The organism is Dyadobacter sp. HNCC25DJ186 (genome assembly GCF_056895235.1).
The window spans coordinates 136204-157844 of sequence record NZ_JBXHAS010000008.1 but is presented as its reverse complement, the minus strand read 5'-3'; the positions used below and the strand labels follow the sequence as shown (position 1 = coordinate 157844).

The 21641-nt window shown below is 42.5% G+C and carries 20 protein-coding genes; 3 read left to right on the top strand and 17 right to left on the bottom strand.

The window, feature by feature from the left end; all coding sequences use genetic code 11:
* Nucleotide 1: 1 nt before the first annotated feature.
* From AC1XUO_RS21795 to AC1XUO_RS21775, 5 genes are all read right to left on the bottom strand, one after another.
* Nucleotides 2-619: a DUF4159 domain-containing protein gene (locus tag AC1XUO_RS21795; protein ID WP_483331897.1), complete on the bottom strand. Its 618-nt coding sequence runs from the start codon at nucleotides 617-619 to the stop codon at nucleotides 2-4.
* Between the two features lie 53 nt (nucleotides 620-672).
* Nucleotides 673-2010, bottom strand: coding sequence for a TldD/PmbA family protein (locus AC1XUO_RS21790; protein ID WP_483331895.1), 1338 nt, complete (start codon nucleotides 2008-2010; stop codon nucleotides 673-675).
* 12 nt (nucleotides 2011-2022) lie between these two features.
* Entirely contained in the window at nucleotides 2023-3660 is a 1638-nt protein-coding gene (locus AC1XUO_RS21785; RefSeq protein WP_483331894.1) for a TldD/PmbA family protein, read from the bottom strand.
* 65 nt (nucleotides 3661-3725) lie between these two features.
* Nucleotides 3726-5072 (bottom strand): TldD/PmbA family protein, encoded by a 1347-nt coding sequence (locus AC1XUO_RS21780; RefSeq protein ID WP_483331892.1) that lies wholly within the window; start codon nucleotides 5070-5072, stop codon nucleotides 3726-3728.
* Between the two features lie 90 nt (nucleotides 5073-5162).
* A complete protein-coding gene (locus tag AC1XUO_RS21775; protein WP_483331891.1) occupies nucleotides 5163-6806 on the bottom strand; it encodes a TldD/PmbA family protein in 1644 nt (547 codons plus the stop codon).
* 367 nt (nucleotides 6807-7173) lie between these two features.
* On the opposite strand from AC1XUO_RS21775, the gene AC1XUO_RS21770 reads away from it, so the two are divergent.
* Together AC1XUO_RS21770 and AC1XUO_RS21765 are read left to right on the top strand one after the other, a co-directional pair.
* Nucleotides 7174-8019: a hypothetical protein gene (locus tag AC1XUO_RS21770; protein ID WP_483331890.1), complete on the top strand. Its 846-nt coding sequence runs from the start codon at nucleotides 7174-7176 to the stop codon at nucleotides 8017-8019.
* Between the two features lie 174 nt (nucleotides 8020-8193).
* Nucleotides 8194-8880, top strand: a complete 687-nt coding sequence (locus AC1XUO_RS21765) for a phosphatase PAP2-related protein (protein ID WP_483331889.1) — start codon at nucleotides 8194-8196, stop codon at nucleotides 8878-8880.
* On the opposite strand, the gene AC1XUO_RS21760 is transcribed toward AC1XUO_RS21765, so the two are convergent.
* Entirely contained in the window at nucleotides 8877-9533 is a 657-nt protein-coding gene (locus AC1XUO_RS21760; RefSeq protein ID WP_483331888.1) for a CatA-like O-acetyltransferase, read from the bottom strand. The genes AC1XUO_RS21765 and AC1XUO_RS21760 overlap by 4 nt on opposite strands.
* A 71-nt stretch (nucleotides 9534-9604) precedes the next feature.
* Between AC1XUO_RS21760 and AC1XUO_RS21755 the strand changes: the two genes are divergently transcribed.
* The gene (locus AC1XUO_RS21755) at nucleotides 9605-10573 is read left to right on the top strand and encodes a helix-turn-helix transcriptional regulator (RefSeq protein ID WP_483331887.1); all 969 of its coding nucleotides are present in this window, start codon (nucleotides 9605-9607) and stop codon (nucleotides 10571-10573) included.
* Here AC1XUO_RS21755 and AC1XUO_RS21750 read toward each other — a convergent pair.
* The 11 genes from AC1XUO_RS21750 to AC1XUO_RS21700 form a co-directional block, all read right to left on the bottom strand.
* Nucleotides 10570-11481, bottom strand: a complete 912-nt coding sequence (locus AC1XUO_RS21750) for a glycoside hydrolase family 43 protein (RefSeq protein ID WP_483331886.1) — start codon at nucleotides 11479-11481, stop codon at nucleotides 10570-10572. The two genes, AC1XUO_RS21755 and AC1XUO_RS21750, sit on opposite strands and share 4 nt — an antisense overlap.
* Complete coding sequence (locus AC1XUO_RS21745; RefSeq protein WP_483331885.1) at nucleotides 11481-12455, bottom strand: ABC transporter permease; 975 nt, start codon at nucleotides 12453-12455, stop codon at nucleotides 11481-11483. The genes AC1XUO_RS21750 and AC1XUO_RS21745 overlap by 1 nt, the downstream gene beginning before the upstream one ends.
* Nucleotides 12452-13972, bottom strand: coding sequence for a sugar ABC transporter ATP-binding protein (locus AC1XUO_RS21740; protein WP_483331884.1), 1521 nt, complete (start codon nucleotides 13970-13972; stop codon nucleotides 12452-12454). The genes AC1XUO_RS21745 and AC1XUO_RS21740 overlap by 4 nt, the downstream gene beginning before the upstream one ends.
* 55 nt (nucleotides 13973-14027) lie before the next feature.
* Nucleotides 14028-14654, bottom strand: a complete 627-nt coding sequence (locus AC1XUO_RS21735) for a DUF2291 domain-containing protein (protein WP_483331883.1) — start codon at nucleotides 14652-14654, stop codon at nucleotides 14028-14030.
* On the bottom strand, nucleotides 14654-15505 hold the full coding sequence (locus AC1XUO_RS21730; RefSeq protein WP_483331882.1) for a substrate-binding domain-containing protein: 852 nt from the start codon (nucleotides 15503-15505) through the stop codon (nucleotides 14654-14656). Before AC1XUO_RS21730 ends, AC1XUO_RS21735 begins: the two co-directional genes overlap by 1 nt.
* 165 nt (nucleotides 15506-15670) lie before the next feature.
* The gene (locus AC1XUO_RS21725) at nucleotides 15671-17083 is read right to left on the bottom strand and encodes a DUF1593 domain-containing protein (protein WP_483331881.1); all 1413 of its coding nucleotides are present in this window, start codon (nucleotides 17081-17083) and stop codon (nucleotides 15671-15673) included.
* A gap of 54 nt (nucleotides 17084-17137) precedes the next feature.
* Nucleotides 17138-18103, bottom strand: coding sequence for a transketolase family protein (locus AC1XUO_RS21720; protein ID WP_483331880.1), 966 nt, complete (start codon nucleotides 18101-18103; stop codon nucleotides 17138-17140).
* Between the two features lie 38 nt (nucleotides 18104-18141).
* Nucleotides 18142-18969: a transketolase gene (locus AC1XUO_RS21715; protein ID WP_483331879.1), complete on the bottom strand. Its 828-nt coding sequence runs from the start codon at nucleotides 18967-18969 to the stop codon at nucleotides 18142-18144.
* Nucleotides 18970-19043: 74 nt separating this feature from the next.
* Nucleotides 19044-19187: a hypothetical protein gene (locus AC1XUO_RS21710; protein WP_483331878.1), complete on the bottom strand. Its 144-nt coding sequence runs from the start codon at nucleotides 19185-19187 to the stop codon at nucleotides 19044-19046.
* Between the two features lie 120 nt (nucleotides 19188-19307).
* A complete protein-coding gene (locus AC1XUO_RS21705; protein ID WP_483331877.1) occupies nucleotides 19308-20729 on the bottom strand; it encodes an L-fucose/L-arabinose isomerase family protein in 1422 nt (473 codons plus the stop codon).
* Nucleotides 20730-20795: 66 nt separating this feature from the next.
* Entirely contained in the window at nucleotides 20796-21563 is a 768-nt protein-coding gene (locus AC1XUO_RS21700) for a DeoR/GlpR family DNA-binding transcription regulator (protein WP_483331876.1), read from the bottom strand.
* Nucleotides 21564-21641 lie beyond the last annotated feature (78 nt).

Below are 21641 nucleotides of genomic sequence, written 5' to 3'. Positions count from 1 at the left end.
GTTAAGCGGTTAAAGCATACATGACAATATTGACACCAAACCTGGTGTTGTCGACTGCCAAAAAACGTTTATTTCTAAAATCATAATCCCATTCGCAGCCGTAATCCTTATTGCTGTAAAGCACTCCAATCCGCCCGTTGACGGTAATAGCTTTCAAATAATCATGCACCAGATCGTCTCCCCAGCCATTCAGTTCAAAAGATGTTGTCGGCGGGCCTTCTTCAAAATGAAAGAAACTGTTATAGATCGGATGGTTATTCGGGATTTTTTGTAAAGCCTTTGGACCAAAAGTTCTGGACATTTCCTGTTCAAAACTTTTGGCAAACAATCCGTCAATGTCATGATTGCAGTCGTCAACAAAAACAAAACCGCCGTTCTGGACGTAACGCTTGAAATGGTCACGTTCCTGCTGTGAAAATTCAACGAGTTTATGTCCGCTCAGATAACAGAACGGACTTTTAAAAATTTCATTACTGCTCAGCAACACTACTTTTTCTTTTTCGTCAATCGGGATTGTCGTATACTCCACAAGCGAATGCAGCAGATTCGACGGCATGCGCTGATCGGTATCCCAGTTCCCTGAGGTATATTGAAGACGGGTAAAGAAAAACGGTTTCATAAGTTGGGCAAATAGGTTTACAGTGAAAGATTTATTTTCATTGTAAACTAAATCTAAACGGCATCGGATAGTGACGAAAAGGTAAATTCCCGGATTTTCATCGGTGGAATCAGATAATTCTGGTTGGTTTCTGTACTGACCACCCTTTCCGATTTTCCAAGTGTTTCAAGATTATTGAGCATGATGACAGGACTTTCGTTAAAACGGAAGTTTTTGACCGGATGTTTGATCTTTCCATTTTCAATGTAGAAAGTACCGTCCCTCGTCAGTCCTGTAAGCAATAAAGTCTGCGGATCAACTTCGCGGATATACCACAACTTCGTAACCAGAATTCCCTGTTTCGTGGAAGCGATCATTTCTTCAAGCGTGGCCGTACCGCCTTCTACAATCACATTATTTGGATATGGAACAGGTTTCACACCTTTCTTCTCAGCCCAGTAACGTGAATAGGCCATATTTTTCACAACACCCTTTTCTATCCAGCTGGTCTTTTCCATCACCTGTCCGTCGCCAGCCCAGGGCGAAGAAGGCAATTCGGGATGGGCCGGATCAGAATAAATATTGATCCGCTCGTCCACAATTTTTTCGCCCAGCTTCGTCTTTCCTCCTTGTTTGCTAAGAAAAGACCGGCCTTCATCAGCGCTGCGGGCGTCGATATTGAAGAAAATATTTTCTAATAAAACAGCTGCTGCTATTGGTTCTAAAATAACCGTATACTTTCCAGGTTCGAGCGCCTTTGCCCCTAAGGAACCTTTTGATTTTTGGATCGCTATTTTCGTAGCAGCCTCAATATCCAGTTTAGACACGTCGCTGTAACCACGGGCAACATAACCTGAACCTGTTCCGTCGGGCGTCCGAACTGTCAACGAAAAGTTCACATTCGTACTTGGATAATAGGCAAAAAGCTGCTTCGAGTTCAGCATCGCAGAATATCCATGCTGATCTTCCCAGAAACCAGCAGCTGCGAGGTTTTGTGTTCTTGACAATTCCAGACTTTTGGCAACGGCACTTGCACGAAAATCAGGCGTTATTTTTGCAGTTGAATCAAAAAAACCTGATAACTTTTTATATTGCTGCGGTGCCAGAACACCCATATATTCAGGATTCTCAGGAGCAAGCTGCGCCAATTCTTCCGATTGACGAACTACTTTCTGAAAAGCTTCCTCACTGAATTCATTCGTAGTGGCAACGCCCACTTTTTTCCCAAAAGCCGACTGAACGACCAGATTTTGCGTTAATTGCGATCCACTGGTAGAAACCTCATTTCTGGCATACCGCAGATTTCCGCTTTTTTCACCAGAAATATTGATCTCACATTCGTCCGCTTTGGAATATTTTAAAACCTTTTGTAACAAAGCTTTCGCTTCTTCCTCTGTTAATATTACTGCCATTATTTATATCCGTTAAATCTTTCTGGCTGTATTAATTACGTTCACGCCGTTAAATCTCGCCGTTGAACTTCCATGTGATACGGCACTTGATTGGGATGGCTGTCCTTTTCCATCAAAAAACGATCCGCCAAGGCGATAATCTCTGTCGTCACAAACCTTCACACACGAATTCCAGAATTCCTGGGTATTGGATTGATACGCAACATCTTTCAGCATACCGGCAATCTTTCCGTCCTTAATTTCATAGAACAGCTGCCCGCCAAACTGGAAATTATAACGCTGTTGATCAATAGAAAACGAGCCGTCACCAATAATATAAATTCCCTTTTTCACGTCCTTGATCATCTCTTCAACCGAAAGCGGAGTTTTACCGGAAGCCAACGAAACGTTCGCCATCCGCTGGAACTGCACTGATCTCCAACTGTCGGCATAACAACAGCCGTGCGATTCTTTCTCGCCGATAATTTTAGCCTGATCACGGATTGCCTGATAATTAACCAGAACCCCATCTTTCACCAGATCCCATTTTTTCGTATTCACACCTTCGTCGTCCCATCCAACAGCGCCTAATGAACCAACCTGGGTTTTGTCAGCAATCAGATTCACCTGATCACTTCCGTATTTAAATGATTTCGATTGCCATTTGTCCAAAGTTGCGAAAGATGTTCCTGCAAAATTGGCTTCATAACCAAGGACGCGGTCAAGTTCCAGCGGGTGACCAACCGATTCATGGATCGTTAGCCAAAGGTGAGATGGATCCAGAACAAGGTCATATTTCCCAGCCTCAACCGACTTGGCACTCAGCTTCATTTTAGCCTGCTGGGCCGCAGACGTTATATCTTCCAGCATGTCATAACCCATGTTATAACGGGTCGTGATTCCGGAAATTTTATCTTTCGGATTTGTCTGTAAATAGTCATAACCCATCCCCATCGGGGCGCTCAGCGAGTTGCGCGTCTGAAATTTACCGGAAGCAGGATCAATCGCAGTGACGGTAAAATTCGGCCACATTCTATGAATATCCTGATCGATGTATGAACCATCCGTCGAAGCAAAATACTTCTGTTCATTTACCATGAAAAGAACAGAATTGACATAATTCGCGCCGTTTTTCATCGCCGCGTCATTTACACCTAGCAACAGATCAACTTTTTCCTTTACAGGCACCTCAAACGCATTTTTCTTGATCGGTGCTTTCCAGCTTACCTCACCAAATCCTTTCTGCGGAGCCAGTTCCACCGGCTCTTTCATCAATTTTGAATTTGCTTTTGCAATGGCCACCGCATCTTCCGCAGCTTTTGCAATCTGTGCGTCACTTTGCGCATCCGCCACCGCCGCAAACCCCCAGCATCCGTTCGCGATAACCCGGATACCTACCCCATAAGATTCCGTATTGACAATATTTTGAACCTTATCCTCTCTCGTAATTACAAATTGGTTCAGGTATCGTCCGATCCTGACATCCGCGTAGGTCGCTCCTTTTGATTTCGCTGCGTTAAGCGCCGCATCTGCCAGTCTTTTTTTAACAGCAACATCAAGCCAAGGCTCCATTAGGGCCTCCGGTGAAACAGTTCTGCCGCTGGCAAAACCGGGTAACATTATTGCTCCGGTACCAAGTCCGGCCATCTGGATAAAGTCGCGTCGGTTCAAGTTGAGTCCCTCCTTTTTAGTTTCGAATAATGATTAAAAAATAAACTGAATGTTGCATCAGACGGCTAAACAGCATCCGACAAACTCGTAAACGTGAAGTCACGGATCTTCAGCGGCGGTATCAGATTTCCACTGGCTCGCATGGGTTTCCCCGCTGCTTCCAGATTATTCAGCATGATCACCGGACTCTCGTTAAAGCGGAAGTTTTTTACCGGATATTTTATTTGCCCATTTTCTATGTAAAAAGTACCGTCGCGCGTTAGGCCCGTGTAGAGCAAAGTTTGCGGATCTACTGCGCGGATATACCAAAGACGTGTTACTAAAATCCCTTTTTCAGTTCCTTTAATCAGGTCAGCCAAAGATTCTGTCCCACCTGCAAAAATAAAACCAGACGGTGGAGCAATCGCTTTTACACCCTTTTTCTCAGCCCAATAACGGGAATAGTACATATTTTTCACCACACCATTTTCCACCCATACGACTTTTTCCTGTGCACGCCCGTCGCTTCCGCCGCCGCCAAAACGGCCGCCTCCGCCACCGAACGGAGAACCCGGAATTTCCAGATTTTGAGGATCGGAATAGATGTTCACGCGTTCGTCAAAAAGTTTTTCACCCAACCGGGTGCCGCCACCTTTTTTCCCTAAAAAGCTTCTTCCTTCATCCGCATTACGCGCATCCATACTTCCCATCATATTTTGAAGGAGATCAACGGCAGCGGTTGGTTCGAGAATTACGGTATATTTTCCAGGTTCGAGAGCTCGCGCCTTCGAAGAAGCCTGCGCTTTTTGAATAGCAACTTCTGTCGCCAGGGCAGTATCCAGTTTTGATACGTCGTTGTAGTCACGGGCGGCATAACCTGACCCCAGTCCGTCGTTAGTTCTAACAGTGATAGAAAAATCAACAGAGGTAGCTTTGTTATAACCAAAAAGGCCTTTGCTGTTTGCCAGGGCTGAAAATCCTGTCCGGTCTTCCCAATATCCTGCTGAAGTCAGATCTTTTTTGACACACGGATCTATACTTTTGAATGCAGCCTCTGCTCTGAAATCAGGATTTATAGCAGCAGTTTTTTCGGCAAAAGAATTGATTTCCAGATAATTTTGTGGTCCAAGCATGGGCACGTATTCCGGATTTTCAGGAGCCAGCTGAGCAATTTCCTCTGCACGCCTTACCGTTTTTTCCAATGATTTATCATCAAATTCATTGATGGTCGCTGTTCCTGATTTCTTGCCATATACAGACGTAATGGAAAGACCAAGGTTCGTTGCTTCGCCACTTGTAGAAACCGAATTTCTCGCATATCGAATATTCCCGACGCGGCTTCCCGTAAGGCCAACGCTCATTTCATCTGACTTTGAAAAGGCCAGCACTTTGTCCATTATTTGCTTTGCTTCCTCCCTGGATAAGACAGCCATATTTTAATTTTTTAATATTGAAAAACAGTCAATTAAGCACGCATTATTTATTCAACATATCATTTAACTACCGATTTAATAAGATCAGTATCAGATCTTCCTCGCTGTATTGATGACGTTAACGCCGTCGAAACGTGTCGTTGCACTTCCGTGTGATACCGCGCTGACCTGAGACGGCTGTCCTTTTCCGTCGAAGAAAGAGCCGAAGGTTCTGTAATCATCTTTATCGCAAAGCTGTGAGCATGAGTTCCAGAATTCCTGGGTATTGGACTGATAAGCAACGTCGTCAAGCATACCAACAACTTCTCCCTTTTTTATTTCATAGAAAACCTGACCGCCAAACTGGAAGTTATATCGCTGCTGATCAATGGAATAAGACCCTCTTCCGATGATGTAAATTCCCTTTTCAACGCCTTTTATCATATCCAGTACGCTACGTTTTTCTGTGCCTGGTTTAAGAGAAATATTCGGCATCCGCTGAAACTGAACCGAATCCCAGTTGTCCGCATAACAGCAGCCGTGTGATTCCTTTTCACCTATGATTTTTGCCTGATCGCGAATAGCCTGATAATTTACCAATATACCATCCTTGATAATATTCCATTCTTTGGCAGGCACACCTTCATCATCGTACCCAACCGCGCCCAACGTATGCGGCTGTAATCTGTCGGCAACAATGTTGACATGTTTGCTTCCGTAATTGAATTTTTTCGATTGCCATTTATCTAATGTCGCAAAACTGGTTCCTGCATAATTGGCCTCATAGCCAAGCACACGATCCAACTCTGTCGGGTGGCCAACCGATTCGTGAATTGTTAACCCTAAATGGTTTGGATCCAGAACTAGGTCATATTTACCAGGCAAAACCGATTTAGTTGTTAATTTTTCTTTCGCTTGTTTCGCCGCCCTTATCGCATCTTCAACCATGTCATAAGAATTCCGATAACCCACCAGGCCATTGGGTCCTGCAATTTTTTCAGAGGCCAGGCCGTCCAAATACTCGTAACCCATACCCATCGGCGAACTGATCGCATCACGGGTTTTAAATTTTCCGGCAGCTTTGTCAATCGCCGTTACCGTGAAAGTTGGCCAGATCCGGTGAATATCCTGATCAATATAGGATCCGTCAGACGAAGCAAAATATTTTTGCTCATTGATAAAAAACAGGTTTGAAGTAACAAAACCTGCACCGTTTTCCATCGCCCGGGCATTGACCTTCATCAAAAGATCAATTTTCTCTTTTGGCGCAATTTCAAATGCATTTTTCTTAACCGGCGTTTTCCAGGAAACCTCTCCTACTCCTTTTTGCGGCGCAAGCTCGACTGGTTCTTTCTGAAATTTTGAGTTTGCTTTGGCAATGGCGACCGCCGTTTCCGCACATTTTGCTATGCCTTCTGGCGTAACATCGCTCGTCGCGGAAAAACCCCAGGTTCCATTGGCGATAACCCGGATACCAACGCCATACGATTCTGCATTGACAATGTTCTGAACTTGTTTTTCGCGCGTGAAAACATATTGCTGCAAATAACGCCCGATACGGACATCAGTGTAGGACGCACCTTTACCTTTCGCCGCATTCAAGGCGATGTCTGCTAATTTTTTCTTGATAGCAGCATCAACTCCCGGTTCAAGCAAATGCTCACTCGAAACAGTATTCCCAAGTACAGGCACGGAAGGCATCATCAAAGCACCTATTCCCAAACCCGACATTTGCATAAAATCTCTTCTTTTCATTCGTTGCAGCTAATCTGTATAATTATACGATGAAGAATAATAATATTTTCAATAAGGAAATTTATAATCGTAACTGGAATACGGTTCTGTCGTCAATATAGATAAAAAGGCAACATATGACAATTTTACCAAATATTTTTTTGATTTTAATCCTATTTACCCCCATATCAAAACATCTTACAAATATTTAACCATACAATCTATGGATGACTTAAATGCAAAAAACTACATGGTTAACCAACATAGCATATTAAAAAAATTATATTAACAACATTCCTGGTTATTAAGGAATATTTTTCGGGCACTGTCGCCATGCAATGCCTTCCGACTATTATCTTGCGAATATTCCTATATGCAAATGGCTATTATGAACGATAAAAAGCACTCCATTTTATACCTCACTGATCTATATTTTGAAGCAAACGGGCGAAAATATTACGAAGAAGATCTATACCTGACTTCCAGCTTACGCACGGATTTTGAAATTTTGATCTGTCATCCGTGCGATTCATATAAATTTGAAAGTGCCGTGGATATGATTGTATTTAGAAATGCCGGTCCGGTTATGCACTTTAAAGAATATTTTGATGCCTTTAAAGTCAGAGTTAATTCGCATAATATTCTTTCCTACAATGCCATGAAAGGCAAAGCGGATATGAATGGAAAAGATTATCTGATTGAAATGACGCAAAAAGGCTTTCCTGTCATTCCTACAATCGAAAAATTAGATGATCTTCACCTGCTCCCGAATTCGGATCGCTATATAGTGAAGCTAAAAAACGGTGCGGACTCGATCGGTATGTTTGTTGTAAATCCAGCCGGGCTTACTGAAATAAATCTCGAAGGAAGCATCGTTCAACCCTTTGTGGATTTTATTTATGAGGTGTCGTTTTATTTCATTGATCAGAATTTCCAATATGCTTTATACGCACCAGACAAAAACAAGCGGTGGGAATTGACTACTTATGAACCCACAAAACAAGATATGGAATTCGCAAGCAAGTTTATTGATTGGAACCAGCTTTCTCACGGTATCCAACGGGTGGATGCATGCAGAACGCAGGAAGGCAAATTACTTCTTGTTGAACTGGAAGACTTGAATCCATACCTGTCACTTGATTTGCTAAGCAATGAATTGCGGGAAAAATTTGTTACTAATTTCCGGAACTCACTTTTGAAAGTAATCCGGACGCATAATCAGATTAAAAATTAATTAGATATGCAGGAAGTGGTTATCGGGCCAATCTGAATTTCCTTAGGAATATATACTTTTACCAGGATTATTACCGTCAGACGCACTCGAAAATAGCTTAACAAACCAAAGGTGCATTTGTTTTATTATTTGCATGACAAACACCGATTGTCAAACAGACACCAATTAAAGAGTATGATTTCCAGTATTTGGGGAAAGATGTGGGAGAATAAATCATATAAAACCACCATGTTCTCCGGCGTTATTACGCTTAGTATTATTTCGCTTTTTTTAAACCCGTTTTTCCAGGCGATAGAACTACGGGAAGGCTTTCAGATTAATGACATCCTTCTTTCGACTTTACCGGCAAAGGATTGTTCGGAAGCCATTTTCATTCTGATCTGGTCCTGCGTGGCATTAGCGACGATCCGTTTTTTGAATAACCCGATGTTATTTATCGTTTTCTTGTGGTCGTATGTTTTACTATGCCTTACCAGAATTATTACAATCTCGCTCGTTCCGCTGAACGCTCCCGACGGGCTGATTCCTTTACGGGATCCTTTAAGTAACTACTTTTATGGGCAGGTATTTATTACGAAAGACTTGTTCTACTCAGGTCATACAGCAACACTCTTTCTGATTTTCTTATGCCTTGAAAAAAAGCGCGACAAGCTCATGGTTCTGCTCGCCACAGCCGTTGTCGGTTTACTATTGCTCGTTCAGCATGTTCATTATTCCATGGATGTTCTGGCAGCACCATTTTTTGCTTATTTCAATGTTTTCTGCGCGCGAAAATTGCTTGGAACTGGAAAGTTATATGCAATTGAAAAAGCTCAAAATGAAACTAAGCCGATAACCGAGGCAACAGATTCAAAGGTTTAATTTTCTTCAGAGACATGTAAGGCCAGCAATTTTTCAAATTCAGCTATAAACTTCCCAACATGGATGCCATCGCACAGAGCATGGTGGACATGTACTGATACCGGCAGCTTCATACGGCCCTCGGAGAGATGAAATTTACCAAAAACAATCTGTGGAACGGAGTGTTTTGTACCAAGCTTTTGCGCATGTTGAAAGCTTGTAAATTGAACCAAAGGCAAGATGGAATAGTGAATTAGACTGATGAGATCAAAATCCGGTTTCAGGCCGACTTGTTTTTTCTCATTTGATAACGATTCTTCGACGTCAGCTCTGAACAATTGAAAGTTTGAATTATATTTAAAATTGGCGAACCCGAAAGTTTCATCCTCCCGCAAAACAGTGACAGATCCCGATATTTCACGGTATTCAACCACATCCTCCCCTTCAATTCGATATCTGAATTCTTTGATTCGGTTGGCAGCTAACAATGATTTGTGAAGGTAAAAAGCAAAAAATGGTATGTTGTTCTGCTTGCAATGCTGGTAGGCATCCGTGCAGTCCACCGCAGTGGTGACACCCCAGAACGGCTGTTCAAAGTTTTCAAAAAAGGCAAAATGTTCCCTTCGGTTCCAGGTTGCAAATTCAATTTTCGTTTTGTTTGTTGTATCTTTCATACCGCAAAATTACCAGCCTGAATCAGTTCCCGGATTGGCATAAAGGGATTAAAAATTAGCAGAAACGGATTATGTTTACACTTAAAGGAAATGAATTTTCCAGTTTGATATACCGGGAGTTTGTACAACACTTTTCTGTTAAGGAAACATCTGGTTCATTAGAAGGCAAATTCGACTGCAACAGTAAGAATATAAGAGATGAGCATTTTGACATTCTTTTCTTCTCCTCAGAATTCCAGGATGACATTAAGATCGAGAAATTACAGGACACAAGCCATGTAAGTCTGCATTTTCAAATGAACGGAAATTCCGCTGCCGATATTTCAGGTTTCAAACCAGGTATGCAGATGGGTACCGGGCAATTTAATCTAATAAACTGTGTAGATCCTGTTAGTACTTTTTTATTTCCAAAACAGAAAAAATACGAGTATATCTGCGTTGGATTAAAGCCTGATTTTTTTAGTGCTGTGTTGTTGGAGTGCGGAAGTGAGTTTGAAAACTTGTTAATAAAGATTCAAAGACCTGATCCATTTTCGTTATTCCCAACCAATCGCCTTATCAACCATTTTCAATTGGGTGCGTTGAGGTTTATACAAAACCCGGATCTGGCCGATTCTTTAAAAATTCCTTTTTTAAGATCGAAGGTGAAGGAGCTGGTCTTACTGACGCTGAATGATTTTCATGGCAGCGTTTCAGCCCATGTTAGCCAGATTAGCTCTTTAGATACTGATAAATTAATTGAACTCAAAGAATATCTGACCAAGAATTATCTCATCCCGCATACCTTGGAAAACCTTTCGAAGCAATTTTTGCTGAATGAATTCAAGCTTAAAAGTGGTTTCAAACATCTTTTCGGAACGCCCGTTTTTAAATATATTCAACAGCTCAGGCTTGAACATGCTTACTTTTTACTCATGCATACCGACTTTTCGATCTGTGAAATTGCTACGCTGATCGGTTATGAAAGTGACGCAACCTTCATAAGAGCATTCAAAAACAGGTATCATAACACCCCAAAGAAAATCAGGCCTGATCTTTAATTTTTTCTGTTTTTTAACGCCTTTAATGTCCTGCTATTGATTTTTGTAATTGTTCCGTGTTTATGATCTTTCGGGACGCTTACTTGTTTCGAAACATCTTTAAATGTTTTGAAATCATGTGTTTTTACCGCACCATAAGTCTTATCCCGGTACTGATCAAAATAAATCAGCCAATCTTTTCCAACTTCGAGTACTGTTGGCCCTTCGGTAAGGTATCCTGTAAATGGGGGCGACACATCGGTATATGGCCCTAAAACTTTTCCGCTGAAAGCCACTTTAATATTTCTGTTCGGGCGCGTGTTATCTTTTAATACCAAAACATATTTCCCCTTTTCCTGTCTCACAATAACCGCATCAATAATACTGAAACCAGGGTCAGAAAATAATGCAGCCTTTGAAAATGTTTTAAAATCCTTCGTGACGGTAAAATACATCCGGTGATTATTTTTTTCGTCTTCTTCGCCTTTCTGGAAACGAAAGGGAATTGTAGATGCCCAAATGATAATAAATTGCTCGCTTTCATGGTCGTAAAAAAGCTCAGGCGCCCAGACGTTTACGACATCAGGTTCATGTTCCATAACAGGAATAAATTCTTGTTTCGACCAATGCATGAGATCTTTGGAACTGGCATACCCAAAACCTTTGTCGCCTTTCCAATTTGTCGTCCATACGAGATGGTAAGTTCCATCCGGAGCTCGGACAATGGACGGATCCCGCATAAGTTTCCCACCAACTTCGGGTTTGAGAAACGAACCGGCAAGATCTGTCCAGTGGTAACCATCCTTGCTATATGCCAGATGTAAACCATCGGTTGCAGGTTCGCGAAAAGAAGTGAAAAGATATCGGTCCTTCGAACAGGAAATCTGGCTACAACCGATAATGATGAAAAGCAGCTGTCGAAAATTCATTAGTCGTTTTTCGCGTTGGATTTGTCGATGATCACTGCCAGTAATATCACGAAGCCTTTTACAACCTGCTGCCAAAACGGCGATACATTAAGCAAAACCAGCCCATTGTTCAAAACACCAATGATAATCGCACCCTGAACGGTTCCTAAAATGCTGCCGCGACCGCCGGATAACGATGTACCGCCAATGACGACGGCAGCAATGGAATCGAGCTCATAACTTGTTCCGGCGTTCGGCTGAGCGGAGTCAAGACGGGCGGTAACCAGAATTCCACCGATCGCTGCCAGTGCCCCCGCAATTGTGTATACTATGATTTTAACGCGGTTGACATTAATTCCTGATAATTTTGAAGCATTTTCATTACCGCCGATCGCATAAATATATCTTCCAAGCCGGGTTTTATTGGTTATTAAAACGGCTATCAAAACAATGATTCCCGATATCCAGACAGGTACCGGAATACCTAATAACCAGCCCGTTCCAAAATACAAAAACGTATCTCCCAAACCACTGATCGGGAAACCTTGTGTCCATAACATCGTTAGTCCGCGGGCAATCGTAAGCATCGCAAGCGTTGCTACAAAAGGCGGCACTTTAAATTTCGTGATTGCCCAACCATTAAAAGCACCTAATACAGAACCGGTCAAAATTCCAGCGATTACCGCACCTAAAAGTGTGAAACCTATAAAAAGATTACTTGATGGAATCTCAATTCCGTTCCTTAACAATCCGGCCGTTATTGCGCCACAAAGCGCGAGTGTGGAGCCTACAGACAGATCAATTCCGGCTGTTAAAACGATCAGTGTCATACCCGTTGAAATACAAATATTGACAGAAATCTGGCGCATCACATTCCAGGCATTGGATACCGTAAGAAATTTATCGGACAAGATACTCAGTGCCAGACACAGCAAAAATAATGCGATAAGTGACTGGAAACGAATCAGATTTGCCCGGTAGGTTTGTAAATTCATAACTGGTTTTCGTATACAGATTTAGGTATGGCAGCTTTGAGAATTGCGTCTTCGGTGGCTTCTTTTGAAGAAAATTCAGCAGTGATCATACCTTCCGCCATAACCAGAACGCGGTCTGAGACTGCAAGGATTTCCGGTAGTTCAGATGAGACAAATATGATTCCGAGTCCTTTGTCAGCCAAACCTAAGATCAGTTTATAAATTTCACTTTTTGCATGAATATCAATGCCTCTTGTCGGTTCGTCCAGCAACAGAAGTTTTGGTTTTGTAGCAAGCCATTTCGCCAGAACGATTTTCTGCTGATTTCCTCCACTCAGATTTTTTGCTTGCTGCGCAGGTGATGAAGTTTTGATTTTTAATTCGCTGATGTATTTTTTAGAAAGCAGACTTTCTTTCAGATCACTTAGAAAACCTCGTTCTTCGAGGTCGGGCAGAGTGGTCAGACAAATGTTTGTTTTAACATCCATACCCAAAACCAAGCCATCTCTTTTTCGGTCTTCCGGCACCAGTGCCAGTCCTGCTTTAATTGCATCCGAAGGTGAATTTAAGATAACTCTTGTGTTCTCAATCAGAATTTCACTTGTCGAAGCAAAGGGATGAAGGCCAAAAATAGTCTCCAAGAGCTCCGTCCTGCCCGCTCCCATCAACCCGAACATACCGACAATTTCTCCCTTTTTTACTGACAGCGATATATTTTTAAGCAAATCCTCTTTCGGTCTGACCGGATGTTTTAAAAATAATCTTTTTATTGACAACAGATTTTCTTCCTTATTTTCAACGGTTGCCTTGCGCTGTACCTGAATGCTGCGCCCGACCATTTTCTGTATCAGCAAGTCTTGGGTAATTCCTTCCATCTTGCCGGATTCAACCGATTTTCCGTCACGCAGCACAACATAATTATCAGCAATTCGAAACAATTCATCCAGCTTATGGGACACATAAACAATGGCCTTATTTTGATTTTTCAAATCGTCAATAATTTCAAAAAGTACTTCCACTTCACTTTCCGTGATTGCGGAAGTTGGCTCGTCCATGATGATTACCTCCGAATCTGTCAACAGCGATTTTGCGATTTCGACAACCTGCTGCTGACCGACTTTCAAACCTGCCACCAAAGCATCCGGCTTAACATCCAGTTTCAACCTGTTCAGCAATTCCTGCGTCCGCAGCTTCATTTTCCGTTTGTCCAGCGTGCCATATTGCGTAATCAGCTCACGGCCAAGGAAAATATTTTCTGTAATACTGAGATAAGGAATCAGGTTAAGCTCCTGGTGTATGATGGCAATGCCCTGCTCCTGCGCATCTTTGGGATTTTGAAAACGAACAACCTGGCCTTTGAAAATAATCTGACCTTCGTAATCCTGATAAATTCCTGAAAGAACTTTCATCAGCGTGGATTTCCCTGCTCCATTTTCTCCGATAAGCGCAGTAATTTTTCCGGCTTCAAGCGTCAGACTTACGCCATCCAGAGCAAGCACACCGGGAAACCTCTTGGTTATTTTATCTACTTTTAACATAGCTGATGCGTTGTTTCAATATCCCTGACCACAAATTTTTTCCTGTAAAAAAATATTAGTCAGTAATTTTCAGATCAACAGGAATAATCTCAATTGACCGCGTGTTCAAATGCTCCTTGTTTAATTCTATTGCGCCGGTAAAAACAATGGTGTCTCCATTTTTAACTTTTGACCGAAACGGCGGAATTACTTTTTCACGGATTATTTTATTTATTTCTGCCGAAACATTATTGAAGTCCATGGAATTGGTAAAGGCATTGATATCAATTTCACCTGACGCATCCCGGACTGCGTTACCAAAAATATACTCGGTCGCCAGCATAACCTCAGGTTTTTCATACTTCGAATCAATCCGAACAGAGACCTGATTTTCCTCCACACCCAGCACCTGACCTCGACCTTTTACAAGAAAATATCTGACATTTCCGATTCCCAGGGCATGAGAGTAATCAGCAAAAGTTTTGTTCTTATCGGTTTGAAGCAAAGTCAGTAACTGCCCTATTTCGACTGCTGTTACCGTATGCAGCGGCAACTTTTTTGTCCAGAAGTCAGCGGCGTATTTCGCCGCGTCAAAGGATGTTGTTCCCGCTTTGACCTCATCCAGTTTTTTGAAATAAACCGAATTGTATGCGACCACAGCGACCATCACGAGCAAAGCGAAATACCTGATATTTTTTTTCATTACTTTTTACCGTAAGCAGCGTAATTTTCTACGTTATCTTTCCTAACCATTTCAACGGCAACCGGCATTTTTTTAGGAAAATCCCGCTTTCCTTTGAAATATTGATCTGCCATCGTTGCAGCGGTTTGCGCCATAACTTCGGGAAACTGCATACCGGTGGCCTTAATTTTTCCGTCTTGAATAGACCTGACGACATCCTCAGCACCATCAAAACCAAAAACTTTCACTTTGTCCGCTTTTCCGGAAGCTACAAGTGCCTGGTAAGCACCCATCGCCATCGCGTCATTCCCACAGAAAACTGCGTCAATATCCGGGTTGGCTTGTAAAATTGATTCCAGCACTTCCATGGCTTTATTTCTATCAAAATCTGCACTTTGCTGCGCCACCATCTTTAATCCCGGATAATGATCTACGACACTATGAAAACCTTTCGAGCGGTTCCAGGTATTGTTGTCGCCCACCAAACCGAGCAGCTCGACATATTTACCTTTCTTATTTAAAGTTTCTACAAAATATTTCGCGATGGTAACACAGCCGGAGTAACTATCAGATAAGATTTGCGAGGTCGCAGCGTTGGTAGAATTAATTTCCCGATCCATACAAAATACCGGAATACCCGCCGCGGTGGCATTTTTCACATTGACCACCGAACCGTCAGCGTCCGTTGGATTAAATAAAATCGCGTCATATCCGGAGGATATTGCATTTTCGAAATGATCCGTTTCCAATGAAGTATTATTCTGACAGTCGAAAACTTTCGATTCATAACCAAGTTCTTTCGCCTTTGCAGCAGCTCTTTCTGCCAGAAAAACAAACCAAGGGTTATTCAGCGTAGAGACCACGATAGCCATTTTTTGGGGCTCATCTACACTTTGTCTGGTTTTACAACGGATTAATCCAATCCAAAAAAAGACAAGGATTAACGCTGTGAAATATTTTTTACCAAATCTCATTCAGGAAAATTTATTAATTGTTCAAGACCTGATTTTGTGAATAAAACCGTTGATTACTCAAAATTATTTTTCGGGAAAAACAGTTAAGATTACGCGCTGATATCTCGTTAGCGCTGGTTTCCCCTTGTCTGTAACCGCAAGAATAACGTGGATCGTTTCCGGTTTTGCGACTTTGGGTGCTACAAAACTTGTATTGGCAGCATGCACGTCCAGAATTTTTAAAGGCTCCTTTTCTGCGTAACTTCCCGGTTCCGGATAGTAGATCCATTCATAACCTAACTCATCTCCATCGGGATCAGTTGACCCTTCTGCGCTCAGGAATACCTTGTCGCCACTGATTGCTTTAAGTGTTTTGTCATGTTTCAAAGCAGCAACAGGCGGATGATTTGCCTCCTTATATGGCTTGATCGTCCAATCCATTCTTGCCGCAAAATCATTTTGAAAAGCAGACCTCCAACGCCATATTGTGGCCTTGTTACTAGTCTGATAACTGCCATCCTTGCCCAGCACTTCATCGACTGCATCTGTCCATAGCGGGCGGATCTCTAGCTCTAAAAACCATTTTTGTGTGCGTGGTGTATAGTATTCGTAGCGACCGCCCCAGCCCCCAAAATTCGGTTTTTCAGGATCATTTAATCCGTTACTGATCAGCCCTAAAAATGACGGAGTATCACCTTCCATGAGGAATTTCGTAAAGGGATATTCTGCACCTAACGGCCCATGGTTACGTACATTTTCGTCCAGCCAGGGGTTGTCTACAATGTCAAAATCTGCCCCGGAAAATCTGCCGTGGAATTTATCGCCACTGATGCCCGACCAGGTTGCATAATGATAGGCTCCTGCTGCATGGTATCCCGGACTTGCTACGAAGAACAGATCAGGAAAATTTTTGCGAATCCATGGCCCCGTATCATCCTGATCAGAAATGGAATAAACGCGAATTTTTGATATGAATTTTTTCAAATCATCAGGAGAGCGGGTCATACTAACTTTCCACAAAGCCTGTGCAAGACAATTCGCTCCGCCCCAGACGGGAATCCAGACAGGCCTGTCATCTTTTTTATCAACGACTGTAATAATCCAGTCCGAACCCTCAGAATCCTTACCTTTTCCCACAGCATTCATACCAAATTCGGGAAAGCCCGCTTTCGTGACATGAAGCAGATATTCGGTTTCCGGGTATCCTTTTTCATGAAGAAGCAGGTTCTTTCTTACCTTACCGTAAGCCCCAATTATTTCCTTAATCTTACTAACTGCAATCTTGTTTTTCTGATGAATTGAAGTCGTTGCAATCAACCCTTCCACATCCCACTGATTTGAATAAGTCAGAAAACGAATCAAAGACTGGGTGTCATCAGGTTCATTTTCAATATCCGTCAAAACCAACACCCGTTTTTTGACAGAAGTCTCCTGCGCCTGACAAATTGTGCAGAACAGATTTACTGAAAGTAGAATGAAAATCTTCAATAATTTCATAAAACGGGCTTGAATTTTTATTGATAGCTAATTTTGTGACTGGTAGTTTCTTTTTTAACCCTTACATAATTTTAATGCAACCTCAGCAATTCCACTTTCCGATATGCCATAATGATCAAAGATCTCCTGTTGAGAACCTGTCACAGTATATTCATCAGGGATACCCATGATCTTGAATTTATTTCTGAAATTATTTTCAAATAAAAAGGATGCACAAGCCTCACCCAACCCACCAAAAACGCTGTGTTCTTCTACGGTAATGATAGGTTTCCCATCTTTGGCGATTTCACCCAATAGATTATAATCGAGCGGCTTAATTGTATGCATACTAATAACCGTTGCCTCGATTCCGAATTCGTTTAACATTTTTTCAGAAGCTTTTAAGGCTATCGCAACTGTTTCTCCTGTGGCGATAAGTACCACATCAGCACCTTCCCGGATCGTCCTTCCTTTTCCGAATTCAAATGTTGTTTCTTCGGTAGAAAGTAGTGGCATCGCCTTTTTTCCAAAACGTAAATAAACCGGACGATCCGTCTCAGCAGCAAGACGAATGGCCTGTTCCGTTTCAAAATTATCTGCCGGCGCAGCAACGATCAGGTTATTGATCGTGCGAAGAACCGCGAAATCATGAAGGCTGTGATGCGTAGATCCCAAAGCACCATAACTGACGCCGGCGCTGATACCGATCAGTTTAACAGCATTGTTCGAATATGCGACATCATTTTTGATCTGTTCCAAAGCACGTGCGGTGAGAAAACAGGCGGGAGAGACTGCGAATACTTTTTTGCCCACCGAGGCAAGACCGGCAGCAACACCAACAAGATTTTGCTCAGCGATCCCGACCTCTACAACCTGGTCAGGGAATGCTTGTGCGAATGGTACCAACTTCCCTGAGCCACGTGAATCGCTCGTTACGATGATGATGTCCCTGTCTGTTCCTGCAAGCTCCTGTAGCGTAGCTGAAAAAATTTCCAGATTTGCCTTACTGCTCACAGATATATTCTCAAACGTAGCGTCCACTTTGAATATGATTATTGATTACCACAATATTTACAGCTTTACAGGATACTTCCATCCTGCAAATCAAGTTCTCGTAATGCATCTGAATACTGTTGCTGACTCGGAACTCCGTGATGCCATTTGAGCTGATTTTCCATATAACTCACACCTTTTCCCTTCACCGTATGTGCGATTACCATACTCGGCTTTCCTTTTACAAAAGGTATTGCGTCAAAAGTCTCTTTCAACTGTTTAAGATCATGACCGTCGACATGGCGCACTTCCCAGCCAAAGGCTTCGAATTTTTTATCAACCGGATCCGTATTACATACGTCTGTTGTTGGTCCGGAAATTTGTAAATTATTCTTGTCAATTATTGCGCAGAGATTATCCAATTTGTAGTGGGCTGCCGTCAGGGCTGCCTCCCAGTTAGATCCTTCAGGTAGTTCGCCGTCACCTAATAATGTGAAAACTCTGTAATTTTTCTTATCGAGCTTCCCGGCAATTGCAGTACCGACGCTCAGCGGTAAACCATGTCCAAGTGCCCCGGTATTTTGCTCAACGCCATGTACTTTTCTGGTGGGATGGCCAATGTAATGCGACTTATACTGACACAATGTTTCCAGATCAGATTCAGGAAAGAAACCTCTGGAAGCCAGCACTACATATAAGGCTTCAACGGTATGCCCTTTGCTCTGGATGTAACGATCACGATCCGGAGAACCGAAATTGTCGGCTTCAACATGTAATGTGTGATTGTATAGAACGTTTAAAATATCAATACAGGAAAGGCTGCCCCCGGTATGGCCAGCATTCGCCTTAACGATATACTTTAATATTTTCCGGCGGTAGTCAACCGACTTGTGTGCCAATTCCTGTTCTGACATCGTTCGTTAGATTATTTGTGGGACTAACATCCGTAGATTAGACCTTGGATGCCACCCGCGGGCGTTACCCGCGGTTAAGTTAATAAGTCCGTTGGACTGTTGTCTTTTGCGTATGGTTCACGATTCATGGTCGTGATCTTTAATTCCGCGGGCGTTACCCGCGGTTGAGTTAATAAGTCCGTTGGACTGTTGTCTTTTGCATATGGTTCACGATTCATGGTCGTGATCTTTAATTCCGCGGGCGTTACCCGCGGTTGAGTTAATAAGTCCGTTGGACTGTTGTCTTTTGCGTATGGTTCACGATTCACGCCTGGTTTTCGTTAACCCATGTTTGTTGTTTATTCAGTTGGCTCATTAAAATACTGGACTTCCCAACCCATGTAATTTTCAAAGGCTTCTTTTAATATGCCGGCAGTCTTTGATGCGTTCATGACCACATGGTGCTCAAATCCATTCCGGCATATGTATTGCATTAATCCCTGCAAGTTCGGAATCTCTGCAACTGCACGGTTCCCAAAGGTTTTTAACGTATCGTCTGTGAGTCTGCCTTCGCCGATATATGCTTTCATGATTCCTTTTGGATCATCCGTACTAATCCTGCCGAATGTCAGCGGAGAAGCTGGTGTGCGTCCTGAAAGTGCCCCATAGGTATTTTCCTCGCCGACCGATGTCCCGAGAATTGGCGCTGTACTGATTTCGATATCCGGCAAAAATGACTTCGCCCAGTTTCCACAATGGAAAAGAACGCATTTATTGTCATCATTTGCATAGTTGTTATTCCAGTCGACAAGCGCACTTGGGGAGCCGGATGCCAGTTGCAGGGCATACATGCTCAACGTTCCTGTAACATCCACCTCACATCCGCTCGGAAGCATATTCTCGCTCATCATGCTCATACTGGTACACACATTGCAGCCATAATTTTGCTGAATGGAAGTCCAGCATTGAATGGCTGTCGCGTCAAGTGCATGAAGCTGTACAAAATCATTCAACGCAACATCCAGTTTCGCCATCTGAATCAAAGACTCATCAGGGGTACGTCCAATAGGTGCATAATCTTTGATTTTCTGGATTCTTTGCTGGACACTGCTATCGTGTTTGGTAAGCTTGTTGGCATTGCCCAAAATTTCTGATAAATCGACAGTTACAACGGAAATACCGTTTCGCTGTAAAATTTTCTCACTGTAACGAACAGTGTTGAACCCGCCCGGGCGCGCTCCGATTGCACCAATCCTTACTTTCCGAAGCCCTCTCGTCACACGACAAACGCCTGTGAAATTTAACAAGTCCCTGATAAAAACAGGATCTGTCGGACGAACGACATGTTTTGTGGTCAGGGAATATTTTATACCAAACTGATACAAATTATTACATGCCGAAATTTTTCCGCACCAGGAGTCTCTGCGTCTGGCAACATCAAGTTTGTCCAGATCGTCAGGATATCCCTGCACCAAAACCGGCACATTTAACTCGGCAAGTTTAAGGGTTTCTGCAATTCCTCTTTCGTCGCCGAAATTTGGCAGAATAACGAGTACGCCAATTATTTCGTCGCGATGCTGCCTGAACAAAGCAGCACATTTTTGGGCATCCTGAAATGACTCAACCCCACCAAGTTTGGTATCGTTGGTATCCAGCATGATTGGTTTGATACCCAAATTTTGAAATAATTCAATAATTTCAATTCTCGCCTCAGCCACCAGCCGGTCCGGAAAAAAATCACGGTTTCCGATAATTACACCTAAACATCCTTTTTCGCCCATGTTCGTTCTTTACTGTTAGCCGATCTCTTTAATCGCAGCTGTATTTTAAATATTTTAGAAACTTTTTTAACCGGCGATAATGACTTCAATCTCGTTATCGCTGAAAAGCTGCTTGTGTTTTTCTTCTATGCCTCCGTCTGTAATAATATAGTCGATCAGCGACAATGCACCCAGGCTGGCGAAGGCACTTTTTCCAACTTTCGTCGAATCCGCAACCAGATAAGTAGTATCCGCCGCATCGATCATCGCCTTTTTTACGACCAGATCACTAATACTTGGATAGGTCAAACCTGATTTTAAGGATAATCCGGCCGTTGCCAGAAATAGTTTTTGGACATTCAGCCCTTTAAAAAAATCAGCAGCTTTTTGCCCTGTCAGTGATAATGTCGGCGGCTTAAATTCTCCCCCGGTCATAATCACTTCAATACCGGTTTCCGCACCCAGCAGCAAAGCAATGTTTAACGCATTGGTTATCACTGTCAAATGACGGTTACTCCCTCGTAACTTTTTCGCAATTTCGGTAGTCGTTGAACCCGAATCCAGAATAATCGTATCGCCGTTTTCAATAAATTCAAGACACTTTATCGCGATCAATTCTTTCTTATCCAGATGATCCTGATTTGCCAGAGAAAAATTACGAACCTGGTCTTCCACATTTTTCAAAAATGCGCCTCCATGTTCTTTTATTACCTGGCCGTCTTTCTCAAGTTTATCCAGATCCTGACGTATCGTTACTTCTGTTACTTTAAATAATTTAGCAAGGTTGATCACTTTTGCTGATCCATCCTCTTTCAGTAATTCAAGTATTTTATCCCTTCGCTGGTTTGCAAGCATTTTTGATATGGTTTGTAGTTCTTTTTATTTTTTACCTAAAAATAAAGGGAAAACAATTAACCCGAAACAATATCTTAA